Raw genomic sequence first — 3798 nt, 5'->3', positions numbered from 1 at the left:
TCTCCAAGCCGGGGTTTTGAATCATGTTCGTCCCCGGAGGGGGTGGGGGAGGTACGGCAGGCCCTGAACGGCGGGCTGCTGGGTCCCGCCGATGACCTGGTCCACCGTCTTAACCGCGACGGTACCGGCGGTCTTTTGCTGTGCCAGCCAGGTGGCGAACTGGTTGAACAAGGCCGGGGTGATCGTCAGCGTGGGGTCCGTGCCGACGGCGATGTGGTGGAAGGTCAGTTGGACCCACCCGCCACCGGTCGTTTGGGCGTGTGTCACCTGGTTCTCCAGATTCTGCAGGGTCCAGGTGCTGTCCACCTCATCCGGTGCCGCAGTGACGTAGGGATTCGCCGGCGGGATGGTGTCTGCCGCGGGAAGCGTCGCCGAGGCCGGGTCCTTGCTGGAAGTGTCGCCCAGGCCGCGGGCGCTGTTGAATCCGCACTGTTTCACCAGGGCCTCCGTGGCGGGGTCTTCGGAAGCGAAGGGATAAGCGAAGCTGGTGACTTTGAAGCCCATGTTCATCAGTGCCACGCGCCCGTTGCAGATCTGCCGTGTCGACTCGGCGGGGGTCAGGGACACAAGATCCGGTGGGTGACCGTGTGGCCGCCGATTTCATTGCCGTCGGCGGCGATCTGCTGGAGGTTGGCAGTGGTCAGGTAGGTGGGCTGGTCGATCCACCCGGTGGTGATGAAAAACGTGCCGACCAGGCCCAGGCTCCTGAGCGTGGCTTCGGCCGTCAACTGGTCCGCGTTGCCGTCATCGAACGTTAGCGAGACCACCGTGTTTGCCGCGGCAGCGCCGGTGCGGCGAACCCCACTCCGGCCAGCAGGCCGGCAACAATCAGCGCCGTGCTGCCAAAAGCGGTCCAGCGTTTGCGGAAGTGGTTAACGATCCGGATTCCGGAGACGCCGGGCCCTGCGCGGCTCTCGAGCGGCGATACAGTTGCCCCCTGTTGCTTATCCGTGGCACCCATGGTCAACTCCTCCCCAGCCTGGGTAATGCACCAGACGCCGAGTGATCCTTCGTTGATTTCCAAGAAGGTGCCGCTCGAAGAGGGAGTCCGATCTGGGTTCCGGCGGGCGGCACCCGGTTGTGATTTGCTCACACACGCGTACTTTCGAGGCTACGGCCAACAGGTAGCCGCAAAAACGAGTGGTCAACACTCGTTCTTTTTGCCGCTCCCTTAGGTATCGGGCCTGATGTAGCTAATTAGCTCTGTGGCTCGTTTTCCACGAACGTTCCGGGCGGCATCCAGGCGCCGAACACGGGGCCTGGATCCGGCCGCTTTGCGTGCCGCCCGTCGTCGGAGACTCTTTGCTTGAGACGTTGCAGGACCCATGGGAAAAGGTGCTCCCGTGCCCAGATAATGTCATCGGTCCGTGCTTCACGCCACGTGCGCCCAGGTAGGTCTTTCGGTGTCATCGGTTCCAAAGTGTGGGGGACGTTGAGGGTATCGAGCACCATGATGGCGATGGTGTGCTGGCCCAGGGGAGAAAAGTGCAGCCGGTCCGGATCCCACATTCGAGGGTGGGTGAGTTGACGCAGGGCCCAAAGATCAGCGATTACCGCGTCGTGGCGCGCGGCGATGGTGCGCAGGTTCTCGTTGAAGATGGCTACCTTGGCGCGGGTGTGTCCCAGCACGGGCGTATCGCCCCAGTCCGGTCCGGCGAACAGCACAACCGTTGCACCGGTAGAGGCGAGGAGTTGCACGCCGGCGTCCATCCGGGCGGCGAGTTTGTCGGGATCGCTTCTGCGGAAGATCAGGTCATTGCCCCCGGCATTGAGAGTGATCAGATCCGGTTGCAGGGCCAGGGCGGGGACGATCTGCTCATCCAGGATCTGATGGAGCAGCCGTCCTCGGACTGCCAGATTCGCGTAAGCGAAGTCGTCGTGGCCGGCACTCAGTTCTTCCGCGACCCGGTCCGCCCAGCCTCGCAAGCCCCCCGGGCTGCGAGGCTCCGGATCTCCTACCCCTTCGGTGAACGAATCACCCAAGGCCACGTAACGGCTCCACGGGTGCAGGCGGGCCCCGGAACCAACGGAGCCTCCCTGCGCCGGACTTTCGGCGCTGGGAGCGTTCATCCCTCCATACTGCTCCTACCGGGCCTAACGCGCCACGGCTATGCAAGACGCACACCGTCAAGAGGGGTGCACCCGTTGCTTGTGGCGGGACCGTCATTGCTGTAAGTTACTCACCAGTAACTTACGTGAAGGAGTGCCATGTCCAAGGCAGCAATCGACCTAGAGAATCTCCCGTACGCCGACGGTGACTTCTATGGCTTTGAGCAATTGCTCACGGGCAAGGAGCAGGACCGGCTGGCGGAGATCCGCACCTTCCTTTCCCGTGAGGTCAAGCCGATTGCCGTCGATTGCTGGAACCGCGGGGAATTCCCCATGGCCCTGATTCCCAAGCTTGCTGAGATTGACCTGGTCAGTCCGGTGAGGCGGCAAGGCTATTCCAACGTATTCGCCGGCCTTGTCCACGCAGAGGCAACCCGCGCCGATGCTTCAATTGCCACGTTCATGGGCGTCCACGACGGCTTGTTCACCGGTTCCATCGAGGCGTTGGCCTCTCAGGAGCAACAGGACGCCTGGCTGCCGGACATATACTCCCTCAAGAAAATCGGAGCCTTTGGGCTGACCGAGCCATTGGGTGGCTCGGACGTCGCAGGAGGCACGCGGACCACCGCGCGCCGCGACGGCGACAACTGGATCCTCAACGGGGCCAAGCGCTGGATCGGCAACGCCACCTTCTCGGACTGGGTTGTGATCTTCGCCCGCGACCTCGACGACAATCAGGTCAAGGGCTTCCTGGTGGATACGAGCCTCCCTGGATTCAAGGCCAGCAAGATCGAGAACAAGATCTCGCTGCGGACCGTCCAGAATGCTGACATCACCCTCGAAAACGTCGTGGTCCCGGACTTCTTCAAGCTGGCCAATGCCAACAGTTTCAGGGACACCAACAAAGTCCTCAAAGTCACACGGCTTTCGGTCGCGTGGCAGGCTGTGGGCCAGCAGCTTGCCGCGTTCGACGTTGCCCGCCGCTACGCGGTTGAGCGGATGCAGTTCGGGAGGCCCTTGGCATCGTTCCAATTGGTGCAGCAACAACTCGTTCAGATTCTGGGCAACACAGTCAGCTCCATGGGCATGATGGTCCGCCTCGCCCAGCTTGAGGATGCCGGGGTAGCCAAGGATGAGCAATCCGCGCTGGCGAAAGCCTTCACCACGGCCCGCATGCGCGAAAGTGTTGCCCTGGGCCGCGGCATCCTGGGCGGAAACGGCATTGTCACGGACTACGAGATGGCCAAGATCTTCGCCGACGCCGAGGCGATCTACTCCTACGAGGGAACCCACGAAATCAATACTCTTGTGACGGGGAGGGCGATCACGGGGATTTCCGCGATCGTCTAGCGACAGCACATCGTCCAGCGACAGCACATCATCCAGGGGCAGCAACACAGACGGCCGGAGATCCGTGACGAAGGCGAGCGGGTTGACGTAGTCCTCCCCCTTCCGCACTCCCCAGTGAAGGCACGGTGATCCCGGGCAGTGGCCGGTTTTCACTACTCCGATGGCTTGGCCCTTGCTCACGGGTGCGCCCTCTGCGAGTTCGCTGTCCACTGGTTCAAAGCTGCTCCGCAATCCGTCCCCGTGGTCGATGGTGATCACCGGACGATCCACCACGACGCCCACGAAGCGCACGGTGCCGTCGGCGGGGGCGGCGACCGTGACGCCGTCGTCGACTGCTTGCAGATCCACTCCGCGGTGCCCGCTCAGCCACGGCTTGTCCGGAGGGTCGAAGCCACGCAG

Annotated in this window: 5 protein-coding genes and 1 pseudogene; 1 reads left to right on the top strand and 5 read right to left on the bottom strand. The window is 63.0% G+C overall.

The features are described 5' to 3' along the window. Window positions 1–21: 21 nt before the first annotated feature. The 4 genes from AHiyo1_RS05345 to AHiyo1_RS05330 all read right to left on the bottom strand — a co-directional run bounded on the left by AHiyo1_RS05345 (window position 22) and on the right by AHiyo1_RS05330 (window position 2070). Window positions 22–519 (bottom strand): hypothetical protein, encoded by a 498-nt coding sequence (locus AHiyo1_RS05345; protein WP_148667437.1) that lies wholly within the window; start codon window positions 517–519, stop codon window positions 22–24. 38 nt (window positions 520–557) lie between these two features. Further along, the gene (locus AHiyo1_RS05340; protein WP_059387853.1) at window positions 558–767 is read right to left on the bottom strand and encodes a polysaccharide deacetylase family protein; all 210 of its coding nucleotides are present in this window, start codon (window positions 765–767) and stop codon (window positions 558–560) included. Continuing rightward, the gene (locus AHiyo1_RS05335) at window positions 755–1093 is read right to left on the bottom strand and encodes a hypothetical protein (RefSeq protein ID WP_059387852.1); all 339 of its coding nucleotides are present in this window, start codon (window positions 1091–1093) and stop codon (window positions 755–757) included. The genes AHiyo1_RS05340 and AHiyo1_RS05335 overlap by 13 nt, the downstream gene beginning before the upstream one ends. Window positions 1094–1197: 104 nt before the next feature. Next, the gene (locus tag AHiyo1_RS05330) at window positions 1198–2070 is read right to left on the bottom strand and encodes an SGNH/GDSL hydrolase family protein (RefSeq protein ID WP_059387851.1); all 873 of its coding nucleotides are present in this window, start codon (window positions 2068–2070) and stop codon (window positions 1198–1200) included. Between the two features lie 138 nt (window positions 2071–2208). Between AHiyo1_RS05330 and AHiyo1_RS05325 the strand changes: the two genes are divergently transcribed. Next, the gene (locus tag AHiyo1_RS05325) at window positions 2209–3399 is read left to right on the top strand and encodes an acyl-CoA dehydrogenase family protein (protein ID WP_059387850.1); all 1191 of its coding nucleotides are present in this window, start codon (window positions 2209–2211) and stop codon (window positions 3397–3399) included. 33 nt (window positions 3400–3432) lie between these two features. Here the strand turns inward: AHiyo1_RS05325 and AHiyo1_RS05320 are convergent. After that, window positions 3433–3798 (bottom strand): annotated as a pseudogene (locus AHiyo1_RS05320) (M23 family metallopeptidase); the annotation flags it as partial.

It is taken from the genome of Arthrobacter sp. Hiyo1, assembly GCF_001263615.2.
Classification (GTDB): domain Bacteria; phylum Actinomycetota; class Actinomycetes; order Actinomycetales; family Micrococcaceae; genus Arthrobacter.
The sequence above is the reverse complement of the archived record's forward strand: the minus strand, read 5'-3'. Positions and strand labels throughout refer to the sequence as shown.

What these genes read in the sequence shown, in the direction of transcription:
- AHiyo1_RS05330 (WP_059387851.1), bottom strand. Translation starts at nt 2,070, where the DNA reads ATGAACGCTCCCAGCGCCGAAAGTCCGGCGCAGGGAGGCTCCGTTGGT.
- AHiyo1_RS05325 (WP_059387850.1), top strand. Translation starts at nt 2,209, where the DNA reads ATGTCCAAGGCAGCAATCGACCTAGAGAATCTCCCGTACGCCGACGGT.